Source organism: Bacillus sp. AK25 (assembly GCF_048270685.1).
GTDB lineage: Bacteria > Bacillota > Bacilli > Bacillales > Bacillaceae > Bacillus > Bacillus altitudinis.
Genome location: NZ_JBLUWC010000001.1, coordinates 1,032,969 through 1,059,884, shown reverse-complemented (window position 1 = coordinate 1,059,884; position 26,916 = coordinate 1,032,969). Strand labels below are relative to the sequence as shown.

At 41.9% G+C, this 26,916-nt stretch carries 27 protein-coding genes and 2 pseudogenes; 12 read left to right on the top strand and 17 right to left on the bottom strand.

Features of this window, described 5'->3' with window-relative positions; all coding sequences use genetic code 11:
* Window positions 1–35: 35 nt before the first annotated feature.
* Together ACNO7B_RS05390 and ACNO7B_RS05385 are read left to right on the top strand one after the other, a co-directional pair.
* Window positions 36–971 (top strand): hypothetical protein, encoded by a 936-nt coding sequence (locus tag ACNO7B_RS05390; RefSeq protein WP_041507476.1) that lies wholly within the window; start codon window positions 36–38, stop codon window positions 969–971.
* A 138-nt stretch (window positions 972–1,109) separates the two neighbouring features.
* Complete coding sequence (locus ACNO7B_RS05385; RefSeq protein ID WP_017366994.1) at window positions 1,110–1,967, top strand: GNAT family N-acetyltransferase; 858 nt, start codon at window positions 1,110–1,112, stop codon at window positions 1,965–1,967.
* A 45-nt stretch (window positions 1,968–2,012) separates the two neighbouring features.
* Here ACNO7B_RS05385 and ACNO7B_RS05380 read toward each other — a convergent pair whose 3' ends face one another.
* The 6 genes from ACNO7B_RS05380 to ACNO7B_RS05355 are packed head-to-tail and all read right to left on the bottom strand — an operon-like array spanning window position 2,013 to window position 10,323.
* Window positions 2,013–3,827: an IucA/IucC family protein gene (locus tag ACNO7B_RS05380; RefSeq protein ID WP_417901282.1), complete on the bottom strand. Its 1,815-nt coding sequence runs from the start codon at window positions 3,825–3,827 to the stop codon at window positions 2,013–2,015.
* Between the two features lie 13 nt (window positions 3,828–3,840).
* Window positions 3,841–5,190: a lysine N(6)-hydroxylase/L-ornithine N(5)-oxygenase family protein gene (locus ACNO7B_RS05375; protein ID WP_046343155.1), complete on the bottom strand. Its 1,350-nt coding sequence runs from the start codon at window positions 5,188–5,190 to the stop codon at window positions 3,841–3,843.
* Window positions 5,165–5,719 (bottom strand): GNAT family N-acetyltransferase, encoded by a 555-nt coding sequence (locus tag ACNO7B_RS05370; protein WP_008348567.1) that lies wholly within the window; start codon window positions 5,717–5,719, stop codon window positions 5,165–5,167. Before ACNO7B_RS05370 ends, ACNO7B_RS05375 begins: the two co-directional genes overlap by 26 nt.
* Complete coding sequence (locus ACNO7B_RS05365; protein ID WP_417901281.1) at window positions 5,716–7,497, bottom strand: IucA/IucC family protein; 1,782 nt, start codon at window positions 7,495–7,497, stop codon at window positions 5,716–5,718. Before ACNO7B_RS05365 ends, ACNO7B_RS05370 begins: the two co-directional genes overlap by 4 nt.
* Window positions 7,494–8,990, bottom strand: a complete 1,497-nt coding sequence (locus tag ACNO7B_RS05360) for a pyridoxal phosphate-dependent decarboxylase family protein (protein WP_417901280.1) — start codon at window positions 8,988–8,990, stop codon at window positions 7,494–7,496. Before ACNO7B_RS05360 ends, ACNO7B_RS05365 begins: the two co-directional genes overlap by 4 nt.
* A complete protein-coding gene (locus ACNO7B_RS05355; protein ID WP_417901279.1) occupies window positions 8,977–10,323 on the bottom strand; it encodes an aspartate aminotransferase family protein in 1,347 nt (448 codons plus the stop codon). Before ACNO7B_RS05355 ends, ACNO7B_RS05360 begins: the two co-directional genes overlap by 14 nt.
* A gap of 386 nt (window positions 10,324–10,709) precedes the next feature.
* Here ACNO7B_RS05355 and ACNO7B_RS05350 point away from each other — a divergent pair, with 386 nt between their 5' ends.
* Window positions 10,710–11,246 carry a serine O-acetyltransferase gene (locus ACNO7B_RS05350; RefSeq protein ID WP_017360201.1) on the top strand — a complete coding sequence of 179 codons (537 nt, stop codon included), beginning with the start codon at window positions 10,710–10,712 and terminating at the stop codon, window positions 11,244–11,246.
* Window positions 11,247–11,414: 168 nt separating this feature from the next.
* Here ACNO7B_RS05350 and ACNO7B_RS05345 read toward each other — a convergent pair whose 3' ends face one another.
* The 3 genes from ACNO7B_RS05345 to ACNO7B_RS05335 all read right to left on the bottom strand — a co-directional run bounded on the left by ACNO7B_RS05345 (window position 11,415) and on the right by ACNO7B_RS05335 (window position 13,195).
* Complete coding sequence (locus ACNO7B_RS05345; protein ID WP_035392471.1) at window positions 11,415–11,690, bottom strand: hypothetical protein; 276 nt, start codon at window positions 11,688–11,690, stop codon at window positions 11,415–11,417.
* A gap of 63 nt (window positions 11,691–11,753) precedes the next feature.
* Window positions 11,754–12,314: a GNAT family N-acetyltransferase gene (locus ACNO7B_RS05340; RefSeq protein WP_024720035.1), complete on the bottom strand. Its 561-nt coding sequence runs from the start codon at window positions 12,312–12,314 to the stop codon at window positions 11,754–11,756.
* Window positions 12,315–12,328: 14 nt separating this feature from the next.
* Window positions 12,329–13,195 carry an AraC family transcriptional regulator gene (locus ACNO7B_RS05335; protein WP_025207121.1) on the bottom strand — a complete coding sequence of 289 codons (867 nt, stop codon included), beginning with the start codon at window positions 13,193–13,195 and terminating at the stop codon, window positions 12,329–12,331.
* Window positions 13,196–13,308: 113 nt separating this feature from the next.
* On the opposite strand from ACNO7B_RS05335, the gene ACNO7B_RS05330 reads away from it, so the two are divergent.
* The gene (locus ACNO7B_RS05330) at window positions 13,309–14,685 is read left to right on the top strand and encodes an MATE family efflux transporter (RefSeq protein WP_410684839.1); all 1,377 of its coding nucleotides are present in this window, start codon (window positions 13,309–13,311) and stop codon (window positions 14,683–14,685) included.
* Window positions 14,686–14,929: 244 nt separating this feature from the next.
* On the opposite strand, the gene ACNO7B_RS05325 is transcribed toward ACNO7B_RS05330, so the two are convergent.
* The 4 genes from ACNO7B_RS05325 to asnB all read right to left on the bottom strand — a co-directional run bounded on the left by ACNO7B_RS05325 (window position 14,930) and on the right by asnB (window position 20,740).
* A complete protein-coding gene (locus tag ACNO7B_RS05325) occupies window positions 14,930–15,769 on the bottom strand; it encodes a phytoene/squalene synthase family protein (RefSeq protein ID WP_417901278.1) in 840 nt (279 codons plus the stop codon).
* Window positions 15,762–17,237, bottom strand: a complete 1,476-nt coding sequence (locus ACNO7B_RS05320) for a phytoene desaturase family protein (protein ID WP_417901277.1) — start codon at window positions 17,235–17,237, stop codon at window positions 15,762–15,764. The genes ACNO7B_RS05325 and ACNO7B_RS05320 overlap by 8 nt, the downstream gene beginning before the upstream one ends.
* The gene (locus ACNO7B_RS05315) at window positions 17,234–18,751 is read right to left on the bottom strand and encodes a phytoene desaturase family protein (protein ID WP_417901276.1); all 1,518 of its coding nucleotides are present in this window, start codon (window positions 18,749–18,751) and stop codon (window positions 17,234–17,236) included. The genes ACNO7B_RS05320 and ACNO7B_RS05315 overlap by 4 nt, the downstream gene beginning before the upstream one ends.
* Window positions 18,752–18,898: 147 nt before the next feature.
* Window positions 18,899–20,740, bottom strand: coding sequence for an asparagine synthase (glutamine-hydrolyzing) (gene asnB, locus ACNO7B_RS05310; RefSeq protein WP_417901850.1), 1,842 nt, complete (start codon window positions 20,738–20,740; stop codon window positions 18,899–18,901).
* Window positions 20,741–20,896: 156 nt separating this feature from the next.
* Here asnB and ACNO7B_RS05305 point away from each other — a divergent pair, with 156 nt between their 5' ends.
* Complete coding sequence (locus tag ACNO7B_RS05305) at window positions 20,897–21,424, top strand: DUF2777 family protein (protein WP_417901275.1); 528 nt, start codon at window positions 20,897–20,899, stop codon at window positions 21,422–21,424.
* A 38-nt stretch (window positions 21,425–21,462) separates the two neighbouring features.
* On the opposite strand, the gene ACNO7B_RS05300 is transcribed toward ACNO7B_RS05305, so the two are convergent.
* The 4 genes and pseudogenes from ACNO7B_RS05300 to ACNO7B_RS05285 form a co-directional block, all read right to left on the bottom strand.
* A complete protein-coding gene (locus ACNO7B_RS05300) occupies window positions 21,463–21,831 on the bottom strand; it encodes a YisL family protein (protein WP_007499115.1) in 369 nt (122 codons plus the stop codon).
* Between the two features lie 91 nt (window positions 21,832–21,922).
* A complete protein-coding gene (locus ACNO7B_RS05295; protein WP_417901274.1) occupies window positions 21,923–22,828 on the bottom strand; it encodes a fumarylacetoacetate hydrolase family protein in 906 nt (301 codons plus the stop codon).
* A gap of 18 nt (window positions 22,829–22,846) precedes the next feature.
* Window positions 22,847–23,131 carry a hypothetical protein gene (locus tag ACNO7B_RS05290; protein ID WP_417901849.1) on the bottom strand — a complete coding sequence of 95 codons (285 nt, stop codon included), beginning with the start codon at window positions 23,129–23,131 and terminating at the stop codon, window positions 22,847–22,849.
* Window positions 23,019–23,480: pseudogene (locus ACNO7B_RS05285) on the bottom strand (CotG/ExsB N-terminal domain-containing protein); the annotation flags it as partial. The gene ACNO7B_RS05290 and the pseudogene ACNO7B_RS05285, both read right to left, overlap by 113 nt.
* A gap of 203 nt (window positions 23,481–23,683) precedes the next feature.
* On the opposite strand from ACNO7B_RS05285, the gene ACNO7B_RS05280 reads away from it, so the two are divergent.
* The 7 genes and pseudogenes from ACNO7B_RS05280 (at window position 23,684) to ACNO7B_RS05250 (ending at window position 26,911) form a co-directional block, all read left to right on the top strand.
* Window positions 23,684–24,778, top strand: coding sequence for a CotH kinase family protein (locus ACNO7B_RS05280; protein WP_417901273.1), 1,095 nt, complete (start codon window positions 23,684–23,686; stop codon window positions 24,776–24,778).
* 122 nt (window positions 24,779–24,900) lie between these two features.
* On the top strand, window positions 24,901–25,062 hold the full coding sequence (locus tag ACNO7B_RS05275; RefSeq protein ID WP_008348605.1) for an aspartyl-phosphate phosphatase Spo0E family protein: 162 nt from the start codon (window positions 24,901–24,903) through the stop codon (window positions 25,060–25,062).
* 127 nt (window positions 25,063–25,189) lie between these two features.
* Window positions 25,190–25,411: a spore germination protein gene (locus ACNO7B_RS05270; protein WP_003211745.1), complete on the top strand. Its 222-nt coding sequence runs from the start codon at window positions 25,190–25,192 to the stop codon at window positions 25,409–25,411.
* 14 nt (window positions 25,412–25,425) lie between these two features.
* Window positions 25,426–25,659 (top strand): spore germination protein GerPB, encoded by a 234-nt coding sequence (locus ACNO7B_RS05265; RefSeq protein ID WP_003210877.1) that lies wholly within the window; start codon window positions 25,426–25,428, stop codon window positions 25,657–25,659.
* Between the two features lie 31 nt (window positions 25,660–25,690).
* The gene (locus ACNO7B_RS05260; protein ID WP_008348607.1) at window positions 25,691–26,305 is read left to right on the top strand and encodes a spore germination protein GerPC; all 615 of its coding nucleotides are present in this window, start codon (window positions 25,691–25,693) and stop codon (window positions 26,303–26,305) included.
* On the top strand, window positions 26,302–26,478 hold the full coding sequence (locus ACNO7B_RS05255) for a spore gernimation protein GerPD (RefSeq protein ID WP_417901272.1): 177 nt from the start codon (window positions 26,302–26,304) through the stop codon (window positions 26,476–26,478). Before ACNO7B_RS05260 ends, ACNO7B_RS05255 begins: the two co-directional genes overlap by 4 nt.
* Window positions 26,478–26,911: pseudogene (locus ACNO7B_RS05250) on the top strand (spore germination protein GerPE). The gene ACNO7B_RS05255 and the pseudogene ACNO7B_RS05250 overlap by 1 nt, the downstream one beginning before the upstream one ends.
* The last annotated feature ends 5 nt before the right edge of the window (window positions 26,912–26,916 follow it).

Sequence of the window (26,916 nt, the reverse complement as noted above, 5' to 3'; positions counted from 1 at the left end):
AATGAAAGTCATTTACTTAAAAGGAGATGTTTGTCATGTTCAAAAAGAAGATCGGGGTTTTATTGCTTACAGGCCTCTTTATCGCTAGCCCTCTTTTCCAATCACCTGCTCAAGCAAGTGAAACGTCTACGAAACAAACAAAATATTATACAGAAGAATTGGAGCATCTGTATCCAGACAGTGATTATGCAAACAATGATACGATGGAAAAAGCTCAATTCTTACAGCACTCTCTTCATCTAAACAAGACCTATTTATATCACGAAGGCAGTATCTCTTCTATGAATGACATTGATTTTTACCGGTTCACCAGCTCTAAATTTGATGGAGCAGATGGCCGCTTTTCTATCAAACTCGTCAATGTGAAAGCTGGAAATGATTTCGATCTTTATCTTTACAATCAGAGCGGGTCACTCGTGTCTTCCTCTGTGCGGACAAACAACCAAAATGAAATCATCCATATGCCGAAAATTGCCGCAAGCACTGACTACTATTTAGCCGTCAAACCAAAGCAATTATTAAATGAAGAGGACAACATGTATCGTATTGTCTTTGATAAGAGTATTGAAAAAGGCACAACGAAACGATATGGATCACCTGCCACATTGAATAGTTTCAATGAAGCCGGATCTCCCAATTCTTCTTTTGATTTAAGCAGCTTGCCGCAGGATGCCGTTGTCACTGGCCTGTCATTAGAAGCTGAAAAAGGCAGTACAAATGCATATAATTATGTATTCACCGTCTCTTCCTTAAAAGGCGGAACAGTGAACGTACCTTGGAACGGTCAAAAAGTTGACATCTCTTCTTATAAAACAAGTCAAGTGCCAGCAAAAGACCGCTTTTTTGTTTCTTTTAATGCAACCGAGGTTCCTCAATTGATCGGTGGACGGTTAATTAAAGTAGGCGTTGTCTCAATTAAAAACTTACAGCTCACCTTTGAATATGAATACAACCGTGACCTCAATTATTAAACTAGACAAAAGGAAAAGGGAGCACCAAAACGGAGTTTGTCTACACGGTGAAGGAAAAGGTATCCCCTTTTCCTTTTTCTTATGCGTTCTTATGGTACGATACATAGAGAGAAATCAGCTAAGAAGGAGTTGCGTGTATTGCCAAACGTTATTCAACGATCTTTAACCCTTGATGACATACCAGACCTTGTCGCATTGTCAAAAGAGGTCGATTGGCCTGATTACAATGCGGAAGAGCTCACATCTCTTTTAACAAATGGACATTTTACCGGTTTTACAACAACTGACGGACAAGTCATTTCATGCGCTGGACTTTTTCAGTATGACAGTGTGGCATCAATTGGAGCGGTCATTGTATCTGAGACACATCGAGGCCTCGGTCTTGCCCGTCAAATGATTGACACACTGCTTCGTCATAGTGATCCAAGTGTCCCTGTCGTTTTAACGGCTACTGTACAAGGACAGCCAGTCTATGAAAAAATCGGCTTTCAGACAGCCGGTTATATTCATACATACAAAGCACAAAAAACAAATCCTAGTGCGCTTCATCCGTCACATCAGATTCATCTTTTTCCCGCTGATGAAACGCACCTCCCGTCTATTGAAAGACTGGATGAAAAAGGCGCAGGAACCAATCGATCAAACTTCTTAATAAAACGAATGGAGCGAGCAGCATTTAAACTGATCGCAAAGGATGAACACCACGAAATCACCGGCTTCGCGTTTGGTGTGGAAACACCAGCTAATCTGATGATTGGCCCGCTTGCAGCAAACGATGAACAAACGGCGCTATTACTCATTCAATCACTTCTCACGTCTTATTCTGGCGCCTTTCGTTTAGATATGCAGGAAGAAACAGCTGAACGCCTGCATGCATCACTTGTAGAAGCAGGATTTACGAAAACAAACGTCGCACATTTTATGATGATTCGCGGGAACGAAAAGCAGAACGATCCTGCGCTTCTCTATTTCCTGGCCTCACAAGCATTTTCTTAAAAAATCAAAAAGCTGTAGACAGATGTTGTCTACAGCTTTTCTTATTTATTTTTCGCCTACGGATGAGAGAACTTGAGCGAGTGCATTTGTGACCTTGCCATGCTCTGATGCATGCGGCCGGTCATCTCCATCTCCATAGCCATAATCAATCATGCGATTACGGTTTAAGCAAAGCTTTGTCAGCTGAGGCTGGAATAGATCAAATAAAGCAAAACGATCTTTTAGTTGTGGAAATTGCTTTTGATACTGCTGAATTTCTTCTGCAAGTAAGCGCCAAAGCGTCGTTTCATCTAACAGATTGTGATTGTCTAACACGTTTGACACGTAACGAAGATTGCAAATAAACAGGCCCGTAAAAATAAATTGTACAAGACCCTCAGGCGGCTCACTACGCAGCACTTCCTTTAGATCTTCTTCTAATGAAGCCAATTCAGGCAGCGGTTGATCACTAATGTTCACATCATCAACAAAATCTTTGATCGCCAAACGATGCGGCTTATGATCTTTTAATACAAGAATTGTATTTTGTCCGTGCGGTGAAAAGACCGTGCCATATTGATACATAAAGTGCAGAAGCGGCGGCATGACAACATGGAAGAATGACGCCATCCATTCTTTTGCTGACAGACCCGATTTTTCAATGAGCTGCTTCAGATAAGGCTCACCTTCATGATCCTCATAAGTCAGTGCCGCCAACGTAACAGGGCTCTCCCCTTCATCTAAATACGTATAAATGCTTTCTCTAAAAATGACACCAAGCATTTCAAGGTATTGATATGGCGCACCAGGTAGCTTGCTGTAATAAGGATGATCAACATTGATACTCGCATTCTCACCTGGTAAAATCACGCGGCATACATCGGATAAAAAGGCGTCTTGATCGGCGATTCCTTTAATATGTGCTGTAATACGAGGTGCAATCACCGTACGTTCTGATGGGAGCCCCCGGTACACTAGCGTATTTAAAATACTCATTGGCAGTTTAATATGATGCTTGCCTTTATTTGAGATGTTCGTAAAGGTTCTGATCGATTGCTGTGGAATATATTGATCCAGCCCTTCTCCTAAATACACAATACGGCGCATGGCTAAATCTTCGGGGAAATGCTGGATGATCATATGCGTCCACTGCCATTTATGAACAGGCATCATATAATAATCAGCCGCATTTAGCCCTTCATCCTTTAACACACGTTGGAATTGACGAATCGTGACTTCATCTAATTCTTTGGCAATGATGTGCTCATAGTTCTCATGATCGACCGCATGGAATGTCGCAAGTTCTCGGTGAACAGCAATCCAAGACAGCTGCACACATTCCTGCCTTTCAGGTGCATAGGCTAAGTAATCATTGTAGCTGAATCCAATACGCCCTTTGTTATAGACGATCCAAGGATGACCCGTCATCTCGCCTTCAATCCATGCGTAATCTGTATCCGTTAACTCATCTGCACGAAGTGCTTTTTTCGACAGCAAATGAACATCCGCTAACAAGGTATGGTGAAGCTCTTTGATCAGATGGCCAGTTGTTTCAGAAGACATTGGGATGATTGGCTGAATGTCTAGTAAAAACACAATGGCACTAACATCCTTTGTCCATGTTCCGTCTTGACAGCACTCGATCGATTCAGCAATCGTATCAAAACTATCAAACAAACGAGGTTTTGCGAGATAACGATATTTCTTCTGTTCGTGAATGATTAATTCATATTGGGCGATGCCATCCTGATGATCTAGCTGAACGGGATGAAGCATATCCTCATACATATATTCGGACAGCATTTTTGCCACCATTCGTTGGTTTGCTTTTTTCCAAGCAGCAGGATTGACCGCTTTTTTCAATTCATCTTGTACACTCATCGGTTCATCCTCCTTACCCTTTGATTTCTTCAAATGTATTTGCGTGTTTATGTGTACCGAATGTCTGGAAAACATGCTTTTGATAAAGTGGATACACAGGTCGACGAGCCAGTTCATTGATAATGACACTGTTTCGGTACGCCCCTAGCCCTAAATCTGGTGCGCCTACTCCATGTGTATGAAGCTCTGCATTTTGTACAAAAATATCATTTTCACCTAATGTGTTTGTTTTCAATCGATATTCACGTTCAACCTGGAAGCGTCCTTGATGATCCCACTGAATATGATGGGAAATCGGATCAATAAATGGCGGTAATACAGATTGATAGCCCGTTGCCAAGACGACAATGTCTGTCTCATGCGTAAAGGATTCCTCTTTGACCCATTGATTGCATGAAAGCGATAAGCCGTCCCTCGTTTCCTCAATCAAATTGACTTCCGTCATCGCCTGCAGCACGGTGTTCAGCTGCTCTCCGCAAGCAGAACGTTCATAAAGCAAGTGATAAATATCTCGGATCATCGCTGAGCTGATGCCTTTATACAGCAAATCTTGCTGCTTTAATAGCGCATCTTTTTTAGGCTGCGGAAGCTCATAAAAGAAATCAATATAGTCTGGAGAGAAATACTCAAGACCCAAATTTGAATATTCCATTGGGAAAAACCCTTTAGAGCGTGTAAACCAATGAATATCCTTCGCCTCATCGTCTGATAAAATGTCATAGAATACTTCTGCCGCACTTTGACCAGAACCGATGACCGTCACGGATTTTCCTTTAAAACAGCCTTCTTTCTTTCGTTTCAAGTAATCAGCAGAATGAAACACCCGATCCCCTAAAGCTGGCTGAAGAGATGCTGGTACCGCAGGCTGTGTACCGATACCTAAAACAAGATGCTTACTTTCAAACACCTCTACCGTTTGATCTTTCACATGACGGACATGCACTTCATATCGTTTTTCTCCATCTTTTTCAACGATGGAGACAGATTCGACATTCATGCCAAATCGACAAGAATCTAATTGATCCGCGACCCAGCGGCAATAATGGCTATATTCCTTGCGCGGGATATGGAAGTCTTCTAGAAAGTAAAATGAATACAAACGGTTTTGTTCCTGCAAATAGTTGAGAAAGCTATATTTGCTTTTCACATCTGCCATACTGACAAGATCTGCTAAAAAGGGGACTTGAAGTGTTGTCCCTTCAATGAGCATACCTGGATGCCAGTGGAACGCTTCACTTCTTTCAAAAAACAAAGCGTCAATTTCATCTACTTCTTCAGATAATGCAGCAAGCCCTAGGTTAAATGGTCCAATGCCAATCCCAATGACATCCACTACATTATTTTGCTTGTTGAACCGCGTCATGGTTATACTTCCTTTCAAATCGATCTCGATGACAAAACATCAAAAGACCTGTTTTATCTGGTAAAGTGACTGGTTTCACACGTTCGAATCCACACTTTTCAAAGACATGAATCATTTTTTCGTTCCGAATATCTGGCTCAGCCACGATTTTTTCTGTTCGTTTGTTCTGCTCAAACTGAAATGCTGTCATGGCTTGAAGCAGCGGAGCCGCAAATCCTTTCCCTACATAATCTGGCTCTCCAATTAACAGGTGAATGCCTTGATCATGCGGAGAAGGCTGATAGTACGATTCAATGATATCCCCTTTCACATTGTATGCTTCAAAATAGCTCATCGGCGTGCCATCAATGGTTCCTAAATAAAGGGTTTGATGCGGATCATGAATGGCCTGATAAAAGTGCTTTTCAAAAGCAGGAAATGGAATATTCAAATGCCAAAATGGGTGGACATACTCTTCTTGCATCCACTTGTGGACAAGCTGGACGTCCCGTTCATATTCAGCGCGAATGAACCCAATTCGATGCCTCATCCAATCAGCGCCTCCTTATGTAAAAAGAGGGGATTCAATACAGGCGTGTACCTGGATTGCGTTTCTAAAGAACCCGTGAGCTCATCCATATCTTCAAACCGAGTGAGTAAGTTCGCTTTTGAAGGCAGCTCCTGTGACCGGAGAAGACTGTTCGTCAGCTCAGATGCACCATATGTCTCTTCATGCGCAAGCAGTGTGTCTCTAATCAGGGCTAATAAATCTTCTTCTTGTGCAAGCCCCTCTGTACCAAAACCATTCACAAGACCAAACAAATGATTAAAGAAGAAATAGTAACGCAGTCTCTCAACTGCTACATCGTCTGCACAAATGGTTTCACTTCTGACGCTTAAGTTTTGAACAAGCTTCGCAAGCTGATCCTTTTTCGATTCACTATAATAGTAGCCTTGATTGTCACGATAATAGAATGTGTGCGGATATCCATTCTTTAGCTGTACGACAGCATTTTGCTGATGGGCTTCAAGGGCAAGACCATACGTTTCAAACAGCCAAAGCATCGGCTCTAACGCAATCGATAAATATTGTGTGAACCAATCACGGCTGACATCTTCTGTTGATCTGCCTTCAGCGTCTGCTAGTTCATGAATAATGCCTGAAAGGCGTGATTTTTCTCCATATGCATGATCCTGACATAGCCCTGCAATTAAGCTTGCCCCTTTTTCATGATGCAAAAATGGATTTTGACGAATGACGACTTCAAAGCCAGATTCCGTCTCATCCCCTTGAATAGATAGATACGCAGGATCTTCAATCACACGGAATCCAGAGAATTTGTCATATAAAGAAACGCCTAATTCTGTTTTTAAGATACGAGACATCTCAACTCCGCGATCAAGTTCCTTTTGTTTGTTAACGCGTAAAGAGTTTGTGATCTTTACAGGGACAGAGAATTTAAGCATGTACGCAGAGTCTTTTTGATAGACCGTTCTAAAGGAAGATGTCGCTGTGTATTCAGACCCTAGCGGCCCTAAATACGTCAGCATCCCGTCCTCTATATAACGCTTGACGAACGCTTTTTCCATGACCACTTGGACTTGTAGCGGATGAATCGGAATCAGAACATATTGACCGCCTTCTGTTAACGTCGTCAGTCTCTCTTTTTCTTCTGGCATCTGGCGCATGAGCTCCTCAAACATGAGGCTTGCCGCAGACTGTGAAATTGAAGAATCCTGAAGCACAATTGACGGATGCGCTTTAAAGTAATGAAGCTGGAAAGAGCCTTTCAGCTCAGGAGAATAAATAGCTTCCTCCTCTTCTGTCATTCCTTGTCTGCTTTTTGGTGTAGGATGCGTTAAATGCCCAAGAAGAAGTGACTGCTCCGCTTCGATATATTCAAAATCAGCTGAAGAAAGAGCTGCTCGATCACTTTCTCTCTCTCTGATGAATCGTTCAATATTCCGGCAGCTTAAAATGATGCGAAGCATGAACTCATCCTCTGCATCTGTGCGGCCGTATTCAATGAGAAGTTCCTTTGAACATAAAGCAACAAGTGTGGTGTAATCGACGATCGTTCCCTGTTGCTCACTGCCTTGCGGGCGAAATCGAACGGGAAAATCAAAGAGATGACGGCCTACAGGCGAAAAATATCGAATCGGAATGACAAGCTCAAGATCTTGTTTTGCTAATGCTGCTACAAATACAAGTGAGCCGTCTGCTTTTGTCTCTTTCTTTGCAGATCGATCAATTCCTGTTTCACGTAAAAAACAGTTTAAAAAGCTTTGCATCGTTGCATTTTCAGCCATTTGTTTATATTGACTCAACGTAGTACCCTCCCGGATTGAATATGAGCGATCCCGATATCAACAATGTCAGAAAGGATTTCCTCAATATGTGTAATAGTCGTTCTCGGATTTAACAAAGTGAATTTTAAGCAAGTTTGACCATCGGCTACTGTTTTTGCTACGACAGCCGTTCCTGTTTGGAAAAGTGTGCGATGAATGATTTTATTGATGTCCTCTGCTTGATGATCATCCATAAAACGGAACACGACTGCATTGATTTCTGGATCAGGATTGATCACCTCAAGATGATCATTTTTCTCAATCAACGTAGCCACATCTTTCGCAAAATGGATGGTATGGTCAATGATACTTGCAAATCCTTCTTCTCCAATCATACGCAGAGAAAGAAGGAGTTTTAGCGCATCAAACCGGCGCGTCGTCTGAACAGATTTATTCACGAGATGCAGAATGCCTTCCAGTTCATCTTCCTTTGGATTGAGATAATCTGCATGGTAATCAATCAAACCAAAATGTCTTTTATCCTTTAGTAGAAATGCCCCGCAGGAGATCGGCTGATAAAATTGCTTATGAAAGTCGATCGTGATCGAATCAGCAAGCTCGATGCCATCTAATTTTCCTCGGAAGGTTTTGCTTAATACAAGCGCTCCTCCATAGGCAGCATCTGCATGAATCCACAAACCGAAAGGCTTCACCATGTCATATATGTCACGTACAGGATCAATACTGCCAAAATCAGTTGTCCCGCAAGTCGCCACGACTGCAAATGGAAGCAAATCCTGCTCTTTAAGCTCCATAAGCTTCTTCTGCAAATCATGCAGGTCCATTCGGTGATGTTCGTCCGTCTCAACTAACACAACAGCCTGTTCACCTAAACCTAGCTGAGATGCTGATTTTTTCACAGTGAAGTGGGCATTCTTGGAGCAAAGAATCCGCATACGGTTTGCCTCGCTCGGCAACCCTTTCTGCTGTACATTCCATTGCCATGTGTTTTCGCAAAATGCATCTCTTGCTAAAAGCAGTCCCATGTAGTTAGATTGGGTTCCACCGCTCGTAAAGGTCCCATCTGCTCGTTCTCCATAAGAAAACTTTTCACATAACCACTTGAGGATTTCCTCCTCAACCAAAGATGCAATGCCGCTTTGATCAAAGGAATCCATTGATTGGTTAAAGGAACTTACGATCACCTCTGCTGCAAGAGCAGGGATAAGAGGTGGGCAATGCAAATGTGCCAGGCATTTAGGATGTGACACATCAACTAAATGCGGTAAAAGGTGATTTTTTATATCTTGAAAAACAGACTCAATGGATTCACCAGCCGGTTGAATCTGGAATAACGATTCGACATGAGTCGCTAATTTCCCAGGCAATATTCCGCTATACGGTCCTCTGCTTGTTTGCCATTCTGCTAGTAAGCTGTCGATGGATGTGTAGAGTGCCGCTTGGAAGGACTCCCTCCCAAGCTGGCTTTGTTGAATAAATAATGAATCGACAGATGGTTTAGTTGACTGCATCGTAAACTGCCTCTTTAAAAATCGTGATGACTTTTTCAAGCTGTTCTTCTGTCATGATCAAAGGCGGTAAGAATCGAATCACACTTCCAAAACGGCCTCCTGTCTCCACAATTAAGCCTTTATCGAAACAATTCTTTTGAATGAGACTGGCTAGCTCTGGATTTGCTGGATAACTGCCGTCCACATCCTGTTTCTCATCTGGATTCACAACTTCAACACCAATCATTAATCCTCTTCCTCGCACATCACCGAGAGCAGGCACTTGTTTTTGAATGTCTTTTAGATTGGCCTGCATACGCTGACCAAGCTCTTCTACATGATCAAGCAGATTGGTTTCTTTTATATATTTAAGCGTAGCAGTTCCAGCTGCCATCGCCATTTGATTTCCTCTAAACGTGCCAATGTGTGCACCTGGATTCCATTGATCTAAGTCTTTGTCATAAATCACAACGGATAGCGGAAGGCTTCCCCCAATTGCTTTTGATAACACAATGACATCTGGCACAATACCAGCATGTTCAAAGGCAAACATCTTACCAGTTCGACCGATGCCTGATTGAACCTCATCAATAATAAGTGGAATTCCCTTTTCTTTTGTGATTCGTCTCATTTCTTGTATCCATTCAATTGATGCCGGGATGGAGCCGCCCTCCCCTTGCACCGCTTCAAAGATCATGCCTGCTGGCGGGAGAATTCCACTCTCAGGGTCATTTAATACACGCTCAATATAAGAGCTGGAAATGCGATGTGAATCTTTACCGCCAATTCCAAATGGGCAGCGGTATTCATATGGATAAGGCAGGAAGTGAACATCTGGCATTAATCCTTGTACTCTTTCCTTTGGCGATAAGTTGCCGCTTAATGACATCGTGCCATGCGTAGCACCATGATATGCTCCGTGGAATGATAGAATGGAACGATTTCCCGTCGCTGTCTTGACTAATTTAATTGCTGCTTCTATAGCATCACCACCAGTTGGTCCACAAAATTGAATTTTTGCTCTTTTTGCAAACTCTTCTGGCAAGTGAGAAAAAATCTCATTCACAAATTCTTCTTTAATCTCTGAAGTGATGTCCAGCGTATGCAACGGTCTTTTTTCATGAAGCATACGTTCAATAGCATCTATAACAACCGGGTGATTGTGACCAAGGGCAAGTGTTCCTGCACCTGCTAGGCAGTCATAAAATTTTCTACCATCTGCATCTGTCACGATCATACCTTCGGCTTTTTGCATGGCTAATGGGAACCGTCTCGGGTAAGACCTTGCATTAGATTCTCTTTGACTTTGTTGCTCTAAAAATTGCTGATTTTTAGAAACGGTTTTGATGGACATAATAAAACACTCCTCCAATTGATAAAGATTATCATTTTCATTTACTAGCCTAGAGGATGTAAGATACGAAAGTCAATTGTATTCAAAAAGATGATTCTAAAAGCATATGAATGCTATTTTCTCTTTTTAACGAGTAATTTCGTGTATTTTTTACAAACATCTACAGCCATAAGGCGATGTAACGTTTGATCATGAAAAATGTTGAAAAAAATTACAAATCAATTCTCCTGGTTCTTTTGCTCTATTCGTTGTAACGCCCTTGTTTGATACAGGGCGGCCGAATGAAATGAATGTAGAAAAATAAAGAATGAACGTCAGTTTATCTTGATATAAATGGGTAAAATGGTATAATTTTTCTGAAACGAAAGGGAATCGAGGGAGATCTGATGATTTTAACGAAGCATGACCTTCACCACTACTTGGCACAAGATCAGAAAGCACTTGCCATCAATCGAAAAAGACCAAAGTGGCTTGGGGATGATATTTGGAAATATCAAAGATATTTACGAAAATATGAGTACTATACGAATAGCGGTGCTACGTTACGCAAATGGTTTTATCGTTACTTACATAAAAAGAAAGGCATGCAGCTTGGCTTTGATATCCCAATTGGTGTATTTGGACCTGGGCTCAGAATCAACCATACTGGGCTGTTGATTGTGAACAAGCATGCCAAAATCGGTGCGTTTTGTGATATTCATCAAGGCGTGAATATCGGTCAAAACCATCATGAAAAAGATGTGCCCGTCATCGGAGATCATGTATGGATCGGCCCTGGCGCTAAACTGTTTGGAAACATTTATATTGCGAATCATATTTCCATCGGAGCAAATGCAGTAGTGAATCGCTCCTTTCATGAAGAGCGGATTGTCATTGCAGGTGTCCCTGCTCAAAAAATAAAAGAAAAAAGCCCTTCTTTATGAAGGACTTACTTGACCAAAGCAGTGAGCCACATGAGATAAAATAAGATGGTTAAACATGAGGATCATCCTGCCCGAGCCCCATCACCATTGATCCTAAGATGCTTTTGCGCAATCAAACCATCAATCGGTAGCAACTTGAAGTGAAACAAATCACCACAGCCGTACTCTTTAATTTGCGTTGGAGTACCCGAAGACCAGCATGAGAAAGTACAAGACAAAGACGAGGATGGCAATCGCATAGATGAAAATGGACACAATCAGTACTGTCCAGCCCAACCCTTTTCTTCCTGTTTGAATGAGATATATTCCAAGTGTGAAGAGCCCGAGTAAAAGGCCTAAGATGGCCCATAACCATTTATTTTTCCCGTGTTTTGGTGCATCAACGAATAGGTAGATTGCGACTAATATGGATACAAACCAACCTGTAATCCATTTCACATTTATCCGCCTCCCTTCTTTTTCAATTTATTGAATCTTACTATACTTTTTTCCTAATCTTAAAAACAACTATTCAAATGAATGGTGTGGAAGGCTTTGCCATTCTTCTCTCAGCATTCCATACCGCATCGAATCATAATACTCCCCTTGATAGTAACGAACCTTACGCAGTCTTCCCTCAAGGATAAACCCGCATTTCTCTGCGCAACGCATCATGCGTTCATTTCCAGACCAGGTGGTCAGACCGATGCGTGGGATATCAATGTGTGAAAAGAGTTCATCGATCCATAGACGCAATGCCTTTGTTCCAACGCCCCCATTCCAAAAACGTGAGTCATAAATAAGAATCCCGCACTCCAGCCAGCGTGTGCGTTCATTCTCCCAATAATAAGAAACTGTGCCCTTTAATTCACCTCCGACATCAATGCCAAATAGTTTTGGCAGGACAGAATCATCCTGTAAATAGCGTTTTTTAAATGCAGCAAGCGATATGTCATGTTCAATAAAATATGGTGCATTCCACTTTCGATAAGCCTGGTCTGGTGCTTTAAACCTTAAATGCCATACCACTTCTAAATCGGTTTCGTCTAATGGACGTATGCTCACAATCTCTTCTTTTTTTCCTTTCATCTGTTCACGTTCCTTTACTTTGTCGTTCTTTTAGCAAGATGACGATACTCGATAGGCGTCATGCCTTCATTTTGCCGAAACAGCTTTGAAAAATAAGTAGGGTCATCAATGCCTACATGTTCTGCAATGAGAGCTATTTTTTCATTCGTTGAAGCAAGCAGGCTTTTGGCTTTTTCAATTTTGAGTCGATTGATGTACTGGCTCGGCGTCAGTCCGTACACGGTCTGCATGCACCTTGTCATGTAATCAGGATGATAATGAAGAATCTCTGCCAGCTTCTCCATCTGTAATTTTTGCGTAAAATGACGTTCAAGATAGTGAACCACTTCTGAAGCGACAGTCTCCTTTGCACTTGGAATATGAAATGCTTCTTTTTGTAAATGAATGAGCATTTCCTCAAATTGAAGCTGCTTTTTGAGCTGAAGTTCAGACGCATCATCATTTAAAGCGCGCATCGCTGAAAGATGCTTCTGTAGCACGCTTCCCCCTTTCACTTTTCCTTTTCGGGGCAGACGAAATTCATAGCTTGCTGCTTTTTCAAAAGTGGCTTGATTTTGTTTCATATCAAACCAGTGTTCTCTCGGCCGATCTGTGAACTCAAATGAATCAATTGAAAAATGCAGCCACTCATAAAGTGTTTCTTCTTTGCATGGCAGATGTCCACCATGGGCAAGTCCCGGTGATAAGATGATATATTCTCCCTCTTTTACGTGATGAGGCACCTCGTCTTCTGTGATCCACAGTTCACCTTTCGTGACATAAAGAAGATCAAATACGGTGAAAATTCTGGAGATATGTCGTTCTCCTGGGTGGAATACACCTTTGCCTGAAGCAATATAGACTGGAAATGGCGGTACAGTAAATGTAATAAACGGACCCATATTCATCCCCTTATGAAGTCGGATTTCTCCAATAAGTTTCGGTTTCATCTCTTCTTATTATAGTCGATGCAAGGTACACTATAAATCGGATTTATACGAAAGAAGGTGATGTGATGAAACCACAAGCACTGACAATACAAAAGGTTCAAGCCAAAAGTGAAAAATCCCACCCTTCATTATTTGCATTAACTTGGCCTATTTTTATCGAAATCTCTTTATATATGCTGATGGGGAGCGCAGATACACTGATGCTCAGCCAGTATTCTGACAATAGTGTTGCCGCAGTAGGGGTAAGCAATCAGCTATTAAATCTATTGATTGTGATGTTCAGCTTCATTACGACTGGGACGACGATTGTCATTGCGCAGCTTTTAGGAGCGGGTCGCAAGCAGGAAGCGACCCAAGTTGCCTATGTATCACTAGGCACCAACTTCCTCATTAGCTTTGTGATCAGTCTTCTTATGTTTGTGTTAGCTGTGCCCATCCTGCATATGATGGGATTATCAAGCGAGCTCATGCCAGATGCAACTGTCTTTTTACAGATTGTCGGCCTGCTTTCTTTTATACAGGCGCTCATTATGACCTATAGTGCTATTTTAAAAAGCTATGGATTCACGAGAGATACGATGTATGTCACCATCGGTATGAACTTGTTAAATGTTGCTGGTAATTATTTGGTCATCTTTGGACCATTTGGCTTCCCTGTATTAGGTGTCATGGGTGTCGCTCTTTCCACATCATTTGCACGGTTGATCGGTCTTACAGCCATGATTCTCATTGTTCGACACCGCATTGGATTGCGGTTTTCATTCAAGCGAATGTTTTACATCCAGCGAACGCATTTAAAAAAACTGCTAAAAATCGGCATTCCTTCTGCTGGAGAACAGCTTTCTTATAATGGCTCTCAAATGATTATTACGCTGTTTATCACATTTATGGGCACGCAAGCACTGGCAGCAAAAGTCTATACTCAGAATTTGATGATGTTCATTATGTTATTTGGTGCCGCCATTAGCCAAGGAACGCAAATCTTAATCGGGCGCCTGATCGGGGCGAAAGAATTTGATGCGGCCTATCGAAGATGCATGAAAAGCTTATACTGGGCCATTGCCATCTCGCTTCTTTCTTCTACTGCTTTATCTTTATCATCGACGCATTTACTTACTTTTTTCACTAGCAACAGTGAGATCATTCAAATCGCGAGCGTCCTCCTCATATTGACGATTATTTTAGAGCCTGGACGTTCTTTTAATATGGTCATCATCAACTCCTTGCGGGCAGCTGGTGACGCGAAGTTTCCAGTCTATATGGCGATGATTTCAATGTGGGGCATCGGCCTTCCGATCGCTTATTTATTAGGCATTCAACTTGAGATGGGCCTGATCGGGGTTTGGATTTCTTTTATCGTGGATGAATGGGTAAGAGGTATCTTCATGTATAGGCGGTGGCGTTCAAGGGTGTGGACGGAGTACCGGTTTACTTCCACATAAAAAGGACTACGGGTGCAGTCCTTTCAGATTGTTGACAAAGGGCTAAAATGAACTTTATTTTACCCCTTTGTCTTCTTTTCAGCGTGATAGAAAACCTTTGCAGGCTAGGAAGGACGAGCATCGACGCGGAGCGAATTTAACATTCGTGAGCACCGAAGCGCAGGACTGACACCGAATGCGAGGGTTTGTCTACACGCTGAAAGGGCTAAAACGAACTTTATTTTACCCCTTTGTCTTCTTTTCATTACGTAATATCTTCTAAAATAAGTGCTTTTTCTTGTGTTGAAATATATGACCGCTTCGTAAAGACGCGGTATTCGTTTTCTCTAGTTTTATCTAAAATAGCCTTATAAAAGTGAGCAGCAGCTTTCACTGGTATCCTTGAATAAAGTGGGAATTCATGGAGATGGTCAAAAAACTCCTCATAGTACGCCTCTGCCTCAAATGCAATATATTCCCATACGTGCTGGAAGGCTTGATTGACGATCCCTTCTTGTAATTCTTGCTCTGTATACCCAAATTGATCCATGATTTGTTTTGGCAAATAAATGCGGTTCCTTTCCGCCTTATCCTCACCAATGTCTCGAAGAATATTGGTCAACTGCATGCCAATCCCCAGGGAAATCGCTGCTTCTTTTAGCTGTTCTTTTTTACGCGGTGCAATGATCGGAAGCAGCATTAATCCAACTGTACTTGCGACATGATAGGAATAGATGAGCAGTTCATCTAACGTTTCATACCGGTGCTGCTCTAAATCCATCTCCTGTCCTCGCAGCAGGTCACGGAATGGGGATTCATCCATACGAAACTGTTGAAATGTATACTCCAGCGCCACCCACATTGGATCATCACGATCTACTTCTCCTTGCAAGAAACGTTCAAATGCCTCCTCAAAAGACGCCAGTTCTTCCTTTGATGAAGGAGACTCATCTACAATGTCATCCGCTCTCCTACAAAAAGAATATACGGCCCAAACAGCCTGTCTTTTCTTTTTAGGCAGCATGGAAAAGGCACGATAAAACGTTTTTGAATGGGTTTGAATGGTCTCTTCACATATTTTCAATGCTGTTTGCACATCAACCACTTAGCTTCACTTCCTTTCTGTTGTTCAGCTCTTTAAGCAGTACAGAAGCCATGAGCTTTGCACTTTGCATCACGATCGGTACCCCGCCGCCGGGATGGATGGAAGCACCTACCGCATATAGATTGTCTACATCTGCAACCTTTACTTGCGGTCGAAACACACCTGATTGAAACAAATTAGGAGCGAGTCCAAAGCTGCCGCCTTCAAACAATCCTTCTCGCATTGAATCATTCGGTGTTCTCACCTTTTGCCAGACAACCGCCTCTCGCAGCTGTGGAAAGCCTCTTTTCTCAAGACGCTCCACCATTTTATCCACAAAGTCTGTCTCTTGTTCCCAATTGATGTGATCTCCTGATGGTACAGGAATGAGCATATATAGGACACTGCTGCCTTCTGGGGCAAGGGATGGATCGATGGTCGATGGATTAAAAGTATAAAATGATGGATCTTGAGGTATCGTTTTCGTTTGGAACACCTCTCTCATATGCTGATCAAAGTGTTCTCCCATGAAAAATTGATGAACAGGTGCTTCATCGTATATTTTGTTTAACCCTAGATACACCATCACGCAGCCGGAGGATGGAACGTATTTACGCCGGTCTTGTTCACCTAAACCAAGCTGTTTTAACGCCGCTGGATAATCTCCGTTCATCACAAATGCATCAGCTGCTATGTGCTCATCATTTATTTTTGCCTTGACCACACGTTTCCCCTCAAACTCAAATTGTGCGACTTCTTCACTTTTTCTTATGTGTACACCCGTCTTTAAGAGCTGTCTCTCCAATATATCTACTAAACTCGCATATCCGCCTTTTAAATAGTAAATTCCGTGTGCGTGCTCACTATATGAAACAAGCGAATAAATGGCAGATGCTTCATACGGATTTCCTCCGACATAGAGGGTTTGAAGTGCATATGCATCTCGGAGGCGCTCATCGGAAAAATATTTTTTGAGAGAACTTTGAACGGTTCGATATGCTTTTAATTTCATTAAAATCTTCATGTTCGCTTTTGTAAAAAAGGTTCGTTTTTCATGAAATGATTTTTCTAGAAAAGCTTCCTGCCCTTCTTGAAACCGATCCGTCATTTCTTGCATAAATGTTAAATATCCCTGTTCTTCCTTTGGAAATACACGTTTGATTTCTTCAAGTTGTCGCCCTGTATCAGAGTATTTCGTATAGGAGGTTCCATCTTGATAGTGGATCGTATACAGCGGATCGAGCTGCAAGAGATTAAGAGATGTTTCATCAATGCCTACGTCATGTAAAATGCCTTTTAACATATCAGGAAGTAGGACAATGGTCGGACCTTCATCTACTTTATATCCTTTCTCACGTACAAAAGCAAGTCTCCCGCCGAGCCGTTCATTTTTTTCAACAAGGGTGACATCATGTCCAGCTTTTTTTAAATAGAGGGCTGAGATCATTCCGCCAATACCGCCGCCAGCAATCAATATATGTTTTTTCATGAGGCGCTCCCCTTTTCTTGATGTGTCACTCTTTTGTGCGTATGTTTCTCTTTTGACAGAATCGCATTTGTCGTAATACGCGCTGATTCTAAAATGGTTGGCAATCCGCTGCCCGGGTGGGTTCCTCCACCGACGAGCCAGCAGTGTTTCAACTCATCAAATTCATTATGCGGCCTTAGTACCATCATCTGCGTCAACTGATGACCAAGATTAAATGTAGCTCCTTCATATACGTACAGCTCTTCTTCCCAATGCTTCGGCGTGATCATCCGCTCGACTTCGATATGTTGCCTGATATTCTTAAAGCCTGTTTTCCGCTCCAGCGTATCCAGCACAAGCTCTCTAAATTCTTCTTGATACACTTCCCAGTCAATACGGCTTTGATTATTGGCAACGGGTGCTAACACATAAAGAGCGGACTTGCCTTTTGGCGCAAGCGAATCATCTGTCACACTTGCATTTTGAATATAAATGGACGGATCATCCGGCAGCTCAAAGGTTTTCGTAATCTCTTTGACGAACTTCGCATAGTCATCCGAAAAAACGATGGTATGATGCGGCTCATCATATATCGTATCTAAACCTAGGTACAGCATAAAGGTGGAGCATGAGAATTTTTTCTTTTTCAGTTTCTTCTCGCTATATTTCTTTAAAAGACCCGGCTCTACAAGCTTTGTCATCACGTGTGCAAAATCACCATTTACGACGACCTCATCTGCCTGTATTTCTTCACCGGTTTCTAAGCGAATGCCCTTCACTTTCCTCCCTTCCGTCAGTAACTTTTCAACTCCAGTTGATAGATGAAGGGTAGCCCCAGATTCAACAGCTGCCTTTGCCATCGCTTCTGACAGCTGATTCACTCCGCCTTTCGGATGATAAACGCCTGTGTCATGCTCCATAAAGGAAAGAATTGAGAACGCTCCTGGGCATTCCCAAGGTGACATCCCTAAATATTTTGATTGGAATGTAAAGGCATATTTCACTGATTCATTTGAGAAATAATCCGACAGCACATCATATAAGCTTTTATTTAATGAGAGCTGAGGAAGTGCTTTGATGACCTTTGGACGCAAATAATGATGGAAACGATCCATTTTACTTTGTAGAATCGGCGTTAGGCGGTCCATTTTTCGTTTTGTATCATTCATAAAACGTACATACCCTTCGCCCTCACCAGTTGCAAAGGCTTCTAGTCGTTTGTACATTTCGTCTCGATCTCGAATCATATCAAGCTTCTCATCTTGAAAGATTAATCTATACATTTCTTTTAATTCAATCACATCTATATAATCATAGAGATTTTTACCGGCAAAGGTGAACAGTTCCTCTGCAATATGAATCATACTGAGAAAAGTAGGACCTGTATCAAACGTGAAATCGCCAAGTTGAAACTTAGAGTTACGTCCGCCAACAAAGGACTGTTTTTCATATATATGAACATCATGTCCTTTGCTTTGCAACATCATAGCTGCTGCAAGTCCCCCTGGTCCTGCTCCGATCACAATGATTTTCATTATCCTTTTTCCTCCAAATTAATTCACTTTAAGTTAATTATACAAATTGAAGCGGTTAGATCAACTTTTGATGTGCTCTAAAAGTCTCATGTTATGTATCAAAAAAGCCGACTTCCTTTCAACAAGTGCAAGAAAGCCGACCCTTTGTTATGCTTCTATATCAATTCGATATGTTTCAAACCAATGATGAATCTGTGCCAAATGGGCAATGAGCTGTGGGCCTTTCATTAACTGACCATACCAAGGAACCTGGAAAGAAGCCCCTTCTGTTTCAATCAGCTGTTTTAATTGATGTGGATCTAAAAATTCATGAAGCACAGAATCCTTTTGCGTGAGACAATCTGTTAACATCACTTTTACCGCCTGAGTATAAGCAGGATGATGTGTTTTCGGATAAGGGCTCTTCTTGCGATAAAGCACTTCATTCGGTAAAATTCCCTCTAATGCTTTTCTCAAAACCCCTTTTTCTCGATTTCCATACATTTTCATTTCCCAAGGAATATTCCATACATACTCAACAAGACGATGATCTGCGAATGGTACACGTACCTCAAGGCTCGCCCCCATGCTCATACGATCTTTTCGATCCAGCAGAGTTGTCATAAACCAAATCATATTTAAGTAAAAAAGTTCTCTTCGGGCTTTATCTACTCCAGTTTCCCCATCTAAAAGAGGGGTTTCTGCCACGGTTTCATCATATTTGCTTTGCGCATATTCCTTCAGTGATAATTTCTTTTGCCATGAGTCTTGAAGAAGCTGAATGCGTGCTTCCGTTGATCTCATCCACGGAAATCCATTGGTTTCGCTTGCCATGTGAAACCATGGGTAACCTCCAAAAATTTCATCTGCACATTCACCTGATAAACCGACAACAAAATCCTTTTTAATTTCTCGGCAGAACCATAGCAAAGAAGAATCAATATCTGCCATCCCCGGCAAATCTCGCACTTCAACCGCTTCTTTCAAATAAGAAGCCAGCTCTTTTTGCCCAATGATACAGCTGTGATGATTCGTTTGAAACGCTTTGGTCATTCGATCAATCCACGGCCCGTCAGCATTGGGCTGGAATTGACTTGCTTCAAAGAATTGATCATTTCCGTCGTAATCAACGGAATACGTATGCAGCGGGGCTTTCCCTATTTTCTCAAAGTGCTTGGCGGCAATGGCCGTAATGGCACTAGAATCCACACCGCCCGATAAAAACGTACATACAGGCACATCAGAGACGAGCTGTCTTGTAACAGCATCCGTAAAGAGTTCCTTCACGTGCTGAGCGGTGTCATCAAGCGAATCTGTATGCTGCTTGCTTTTGACATTCCAGTACCTCCACACACGCAAACCATCTTTTGAGAAGGTTAAGGCATGAGCAGGTCTCAGCTCTTTCACCCCTTTAAATACGCCTTGCCCTGGTGTTCTAGACGGCCCTAAACCAAAGATTTCTGATAACCCTTCATGATCCACTTTGGCTTTCATTTCAGGATGAGCTAGAAGTGCTTTGATTTCTGAGCCAAACAAAAAGGAATGATGACGTTCTGTATAGAAAAATGGCTTGACACCGAGCCGGTCTCTCGCTGCAAATAATAATTCACGCTCACTATCCCAAATGACAAATGCAAAAATTCCATTAAAATGGGTCACACACTCTTCCTTCCATTCTGTATAGGCGTGAAGAAGAACCTCTGTATCAGAATGCCCAAGAAAGCGGTGCCCCCTTTTAAATAATTCTTTTCGTATATCCTCTGTGTTATAGAGTTCTCCATTGTATACCACCGTATAATCATGGTGTTGATGGGTATATGTCATCGGCTGCTTTCCGCCTTCAACATCGACAACGGCTAACCGTTTATGGCCGAAAAGAACGTGCTCACTTTTCCACGTATTTGTATCATCCGGCCCTCGTTTAGATAATGTATCTGTCATTTGATTGATTACATGATCCTGTTGGATGAGCTGCTTTTTAAAGTCTGCCCAGCCTGTTATTCCACACATCATCATCAGCTCCCATCCGTTTTTCATCAAGTGTTCTCATTTAGCCTTTCTTAGTTTATGCATCGTCTCCTTGATAGTTGATTTGTCCTTTTTTCCTCCTGTGTATAGGACAAGCTTCATTTGGTAAGAAAAGAAAGAGGAAAGGAGGTTTTGCGAATGGAGAACCGCATGACATATCTTCAGCAAAACCACCCAAAATGGTGTAACGGATACTTACTGATGGAAAACGGTCATTGTCTGATTGAAGACGAAGAAGGAGACATCATGCTGCCTGAAAGCCTTCAAAGTTCTATGATCTGTTTGAAAGAAAAGGATCGATGGACAAAAGGAGAATTGCTCGGGTCTGTCGTTCTTTGTGAGAATGGGAAGTTGATGGAGGTAAAAGGCGGTGAACGCATTCTATATACAGCGTCTCTTTCTAAAGGGTGGCTTGATTTGCTCATGTTCGTACCGGAAAGCGTCTTTTATCAGATCATTGACTATGTAGAACAGCTTGGCTTTTCCGTCTATGATTGTGTCTTCTCTTCCTTCCATCCTTCTCATCGCGTGTCTTTTTTTCAGTTTTCAGGAGACATGCAATCACTTGCCCTTCAATGCCACCATCATTCGGACGCAAATCAAGTTCAATTGGAATGGACGACGTCTGACGGTCACCGGCTGATGTCTCAGTTTGATCTCACATAAAAAGGGCACTGCTTTTGATAAGCAATGCCCTTTTTATCTTAAAAGATATGGAAACCGATCGGCAGACGTAAGCCGAGAAGAATGGTCACAATAGCAACCACGATAAAACCAATGAATACACCCGTTACCGATTTTCCTTTTTTCTTGCGTACAAGGACCATTTCCATGAAACCAATCACAAGAATACCAAGTATCATTTTTCCAACATACTCGCCCCCGTAACCCGGGATTTTCATTCCTGTGCGAACATACAGCTCTACACCCGTTGCAATAATAATCAAGTAAAATAGGCGTACGATCATATGCACAATTTTAGCGCCTTTATCGTTTTTACCTGCTAATGCAAAGGCAACGAAAAATAAAATAATACCTAGCACCCACGCTGTAATATGTAAATGTGTTCCCATTTGTGATTTCCCCCTTTATCAGAACAATTACCTTCTCATCGTACCACGAAATAAGTCGAACACAAAGCGACAATCCTGTGTCAACACGCCTTTATTTGACGCGATTTGATAACGTCCCAATTGGTTCAATTGTTACTTCAACCTGATCGCCTGAGGCTAAAAATTTTGGCGGTTCAAAACCTTTGCCGACTCCAGAAGGTGTACCTGTTGCAATGATGTCTCCCGCTTCCAGCGTCATCCCTTTTGAAAGAGTTGACACAATGTCTTCAATTGGGAAGATCATTAATTCCGTACTGGCAGACTGACGAACCTCTCCGTTTACCTTTGTTTCCACATGGAGTGCTCCATGATCCTCGATCACTGACTTGTGAACGATATAAGGTCCAATTGGACAAGTTGTATCTAAGCTTTTTCCGATGAAAAATTGTTTGTGTTTTTTCTGCAAATCTCTTGCCGTTATATCATTTAAAATGGTGTAACCGAAAATGTAATCGTGGACCTCTTCAGGAGCAATATTCTTTCCTGTTTTGCCAATGACAATGGCAAGCTCCCCTTCGTAATCCAATTCACTTGTCACATCTTCATGGAGAAGAATGTCCGCTTCATGCCCTACAACAGAGGTAGGCGCCTTTGTAAAGATCATCACGTCTTTAGGAATATCTGCCGCACTTCCCATTTCCATGACGTGATCTTGATAGTTTTTCCCAACACACATGATGTTTTTCGTTGGTTTTGGAATCGGTGCATGGAGTGTCACGTCCGAAAGCGGATAGACATAAGAGCCGCGGTCTTCTTCTTTTTTCTCCGCCCAATCAAGAAGCTGTTTGACGTGTTCGACAAACTTGTCCCCCATGTTGATGCATTCAAATAAAGAGTTTGGCAATGTTTCTAGCTCAAATAGTTTTGCTTCTGCCTTTTTGACGTCCATCACCCATTCATCATCAATGACGACCCCGATAAACAATCTGTTATGTATCTCACCTGTAAAAAACTTCATGTCTTCCCCCCACAATCTTCATTTCAATACATTATGATGTCTCATTTTTATTTCTCTACGAAATAAAAAAAACCCTTTTTTATCATACTCTCTTTTAAAAAGGGTTTCAAAAAGGAAGACCTGACATTTAGCGGTAGCGTCGATACTCCCACATATTCCCTTGATCCCATTTACGATCAACATTTCCTTGATGGCGGGAATGATGTTTTTTCTTTCCGCATCTTCGGCAAGAGTGACTCCGTTTGTGGTGATGAGAACGTTTAGATCGATGGCTGCGGTGTGATTTGCGGCAGCTTTTCTTATGATGTGATCTGTGTTTGCTGCGGCATGATTTTTTTGGTTCACTCTTTTTGCTGCGGCAAGACTTTTTGCTTTTATACGACTTTTTACTTTTGCATGGTTTCTCGCTCTTTACACTTTTCTTTGAGCAGCGACTTTTTTTAGAGCGATAGCTTTTATGGCTTTTTTTGCTGCGATGTGACTTACGGCATCCGCCTCCACCAAAGAACCAGTGACGGCGATTTGAATGACGAGAACGAGATGATTTGTGCGAATGTCCCGATTCTGGTTCACGATCTAAGTGATGATCACGCCCCTCACTTCGAAGTGAATCAACTGCATGTTCAATATGCGAATGATCAAATGTGCTCACGAACAATTCCCCTCCCAAACTGTGCTCTGACAAAACAAACAGACAAAGCTGTTTATCTTCTCTGCTTTATGTTACGAGACTCGATAGACAAGTGTTCTTGGCGAATGCCTCTTTCTTAGAAAACTCCATGAATACCTACCAGCAGGTACAGGACATTCCTTCATTTTCATATAGTGGAGGAGATATAGGAGGGTGATGAACGCATGGACACAGAACCTTTAAAACAACTGGATATCTGGATTCATCCAAAAGATCTCATGGAATTTAAAAAAGACGTATGGAACGATGAACCCGTCGAGGCCATTTTGAAAACCGGCCAAACGAAGTCACATATTTATGCCTCATACCGAGGATCACACATCCGAAAGCTCAAGAAAAAATCCTATCAAATTGAATATCGAAAACCAAAGCAAAGACAGGGCGAATCCCTTTTTCACTTAAATGCAGAGTACAATGATCCTTCTTTCATTCGCAACAGGCTGTCTTTTTATTTCTTTGAACAAATGGGTGTGTTCAGCCCGTCCGCTTCTCATGTGTTTCTGACCATTAATGGAAGAAAAGAAGGCATTTATTTAAAAATAGAATCTGTAGATGAGCGGTTCCTCCAAAAACGACAGCTGCATGGAGGCGGCATTTATTATGCTGTAGATGATGACGCCAATTTCTCTCTTTTAAGTTCATTTGATAAAAAGCCTAAAAAACATCTTCTTCTCGGTTATGAGAAAAAAACAGGAACACCTGAACACGACAAGCAGCTGAGTGAATTTATTTACTTTTTGAACACCGCAAGGGACGACACGTTTGCAAATAAGATTGAGGAGTATCTTGATGTGACACAATATTTCCGCTGGCTCATTGGTGTCGTGTGTACCCAAAATTTTGATGGCTTTGTTCATAACTATGCCCTTTATGTGAATGATCAAGGAAGGTTTCAAGTAATGCCTTGGGATTATGATGCGACTTGGGGTCGTGATATTCACGGAGAAGAAATGGCGTTTGATTATATTCCAGTCAGCGGTTTCAATACATTAACCGCTAGATTACTAGACATCCCTGCATTTAAAAGAGACTATTATGCCCTTTTCCAGCACGTACTAGATACACATTTTTTAGAAAACCGGCTTCTCCCCATCATTGAGACATGGCATGCTTCGATTGAGCAGCGAATTGGAGAAGATCCATATACGAAAAACCGACAAGACATGCTGCGTTCAGAGCGAGAATTAATCCGACAGTATATCAACAAAAGACGACGTTATTTACAAACTGAGATTAAAAAAGAGACATCGCGCCTGTAAAGACACTTTCGAATTTTGTCACTTTAGTTCTCATATTGACGAAAGAGCTTTTTTTATAGAAAAATAGGGTATACTAACCATATCCTTCTATTTGATAAAAAATGTGAGAGTTGGCGTCCGTTATGATCAATTATGAAATTGAACAAAAAAGATTACATTTGATTGAGACCGCAAAAAAATTCGGAATGAATGCCGAAGAAACCATCAGGTGCAGTCAAGAGCTTGACACACTCTTAAATAAAGGCATCAAAACCACCTCTAAAGAATGCTCGAATAAAGGGTAAACCATACACTTCATTCCTCTCATCAAAGTTCTTCAAAAAGACAATCACATATTAAAAGACCCATCATAAGCTATGGTGAAACGCCCAAAAACGAAGTGCCCTATTTTTCTAAAGGATGTGCACCGCTATGCCGGCTATTGTTGGAGCCTTTAAAGTAAATGCCGTCGGAACGAGCGGAGTCGTTCATGTTGGAGACTGCATCACCATTTCTCCAAATAGTCAGGTTAAAACGTTTGCTGGCGCAGGCAGTTTTAACACTGGTGATCAATTACGCATTAGCAACTATAAAAGTGTGACAAATACGTATGATAGTGATGTCATTGATCAACCGCTTGTTGGCAACTTGTAAGGAGTGAGAATCCGTTGAACTTCTATATTAATCAAGCGATACAAATTAATTACTTACGTGTGGAGTCTGTGAGTAACTCATCCGTTCTGCAAATCGGCAGTGCTGGATCAATCAAAGCACTCTCCAATCTGTATAACACTGGTAGCTACGTAGAAGCAGCACCTGCCGCAGCAGGCACACAAGGAATTGAAGAGTCTCAAGGCGCAAGCACGGCACCTTTTGTACCGCTTCAGTCACCAACAACATAAGTTCATCTGCAATCCCCGGAGGTGTATGCATATGTATGACTATCAAAACAGCGCTTCACAAATGTATGGCATCATTCAAAAGCAAACACAGCAAATCATGATGCTTGAAAAAAGGCTTAACGAGCTTCAGCAGGAAATGCAAATGATCAAAGATAAACCGACAACAACGATTGAACGGATTGATTATCAATTTGATCAACTGAAAATCGAGCGGCTGGAAGGCACATTAAATATCGGTCTCAATCCATCTGATCCAAATAGTGTTCAAAATTTTGAAGTGGGCCAAACAACAACCCCGGGAATTGGAATGATGCAGCAAGAAATGGCTGATCAATTTTTCAATCAAACACGCCAGCTTGTCGATGCATTCTTAAATGAAGAAGCACCGCAGCTTCTTGAAGAACTAGAGCAGCGATACGAAGGCTCGCTTGATGAAAGCAACAAACACCATATCATTGAGGACATTCGAAAACAAATAGACAGCAGAATCAAATATTATGCGGGGCAGCTGCCACAAAGGGAAGATATGACCCCGCTTCAACGTTCCGAGCAAATTGCTGAATACGTGAAACATGATGTCAAACGGGCAATCGAGCACTTTTTAGCCCATATTCCAAATGAAACGAAAGGAGAGGAAAACGGATGAATTTCACAGTCGTCAACCGCAACATCGAAACCGGAAGCATTAAAGTAGTTGGGGTATCGTCCTCTTCCCTATTTATTATCGGGGACATGGATCACGTACAACTGTCATCGATTTTCGATACACCGCCAGAATCTTTAATTATTGGCCCGTTTGTTCCTCTAGCCCCTCGATAATGATCAAGCGCACATCTCAAGTGAAGTTCTCGAAGGTGAATTCTGTCGGGATTTCAAGTGTTGTTCAAATTGGTGATACACAGGAGCTATGTCCGAACGTGAAGGTGCTAGCTGTCCAGCGAACCATTAGTTTGTTTTATGGAAATGAAGCTGAAAACCTAGATGCAAAAGAATTTGAAGTGTATTATGAGCCGATCCCATTGATGCTGCCAGAACGAGCGGTTAGAACGGCCTTTTATCATGAAAAGCCTCTCATTAAAGTGTCGTCCATTCATGTAGAAGGGGTCTCTTCCTCCTCTATCTATCAAATTGGCTCTACGTGCGGAATAAATGCCGTTGCGCGAGTGAAGCATATTCGAGAGTTATTTAGCAACAATACGAACATCCACCAAACTCACAATTGGACCTACCTGCGCATATGATGGTGATATGACTTCG